Source organism: Moraxella caprae DSM 19149, assembly GCF_000426885.1.
Taxonomy (GTDB): domain Bacteria; phylum Pseudomonadota; class Gammaproteobacteria; order Pseudomonadales; family Moraxellaceae; genus Moraxella; species Moraxella caprae.
In genome coordinates, this window is sequence record NZ_AUGF01000105.1 from 1 (window position 1) to 1,264 (window position 1,264).

Sequence of the window (1,264 nt, forward strand, 5' to 3'; positions counted from 1 at the left end):
TCCTGTGAAGTACAGAAACTTAGTCCTTGGTCAAACCACTTAGCTTTATTAACCTAACCTTTAATCTTGTGTCTAAGATTTGGGGGTCGGTTCATAGGTTGGGCGGATTTTTTTGTGGGTAAAGATGGTTGGTTTTGGAGTGGGGTGCGTGGCTGATTTTATGGTGATTTAACTTCAAAAACCACCACCAGTCAAATCTGCGTAAGGTGCGTATTACGCACCGTTTAGGAAATTGGGCTTAAAATGGTGCTACGCACCTTACGATTGGTTGTCTTGCTTATTCTTGCCGTACCTACTTTAACAATCGCAAATTTCAGTTGTTGTTGGATTTTGTCTAAAATACTCATTGGCTGATTCTTTTGAATGAAAAATTCGCACGTTTTGGATTGGCGGAGTTCCATTATCTTGTCTTCTTTTTACATCTGCATCTGTAGGTGTCGGGCAATTATCATTGTGTACCCATATTTCATCATAGATATAATAAGTATGATTATCTGCAACTTCAAAATTATAAACAGTGCCTAATCTTGTTTTATCTGAAACATAAATTTCACCGTATTCACTTGATTTTAAAGGGTTTGTTGAATATCTATCTTCTAAAATTCTAGGATCACCCTTTTCGTCATATTCAATAAAGATATATTCAGGATTTTCTTGTGAGTGTGTGTAATTCTCATCATCTAGATACTCTCCGACATCAAGAAAAGTATCAAAAGATAAAGTTGCAAAAACATTTTTTTGACTGGTTTGATAGTCGGGTTTAGCGAAAATAACATACGCAGAATACTTTTCATCTTTCATTTCAATTAATTGACCAGGCTCTAACGCATCCAAGCGTGTCCAACCCACTCCTTTAACCCAAAAAGGATGATTAGGAGTAGCATTGATACCTGATACTTTACCTTTACGACTCATATTTAGAATGTCAAAATCAGACAAGCTGTTTGCCTTAACAGATTTTTTGACGATACAATATGTCAATCCCCATATTTCTTTATTATGATGAACTACTGTACGAATTACAGGCTTAAACTCTTGCTCACCTATCCCACTTTCGTGTTTAGATAACACCATATCACCGACTTGGATGTCTTCAATACGCTTCAACCCTTTATCGGTGGTAATTTGAGTACCTGCTGGGAAACAAGCTCCATCTTCTGTTACAGCTTGCATAAACTGTTTGGAAATCTCAGAATGAGACTTAGGTACGGGTACATTTTTGTTATAAGGCTTCACATCCTCAAAGGTAAATTTTGGGCAGGCA

General features: G+C 36.9%; 1 protein-coding gene. It reads right to left on the minus strand.

Going from position 1 to position 1,264, the window contains the following annotated elements:
• Positions 1-297: 297 nt before the first annotated feature.
• Positions 298-1,264 (minus strand): Hint domain-containing protein (locus K941_RS0112535; RefSeq protein ID WP_029103853.1); only part of this gene is annotated, 967 nt, incomplete at its 5' end.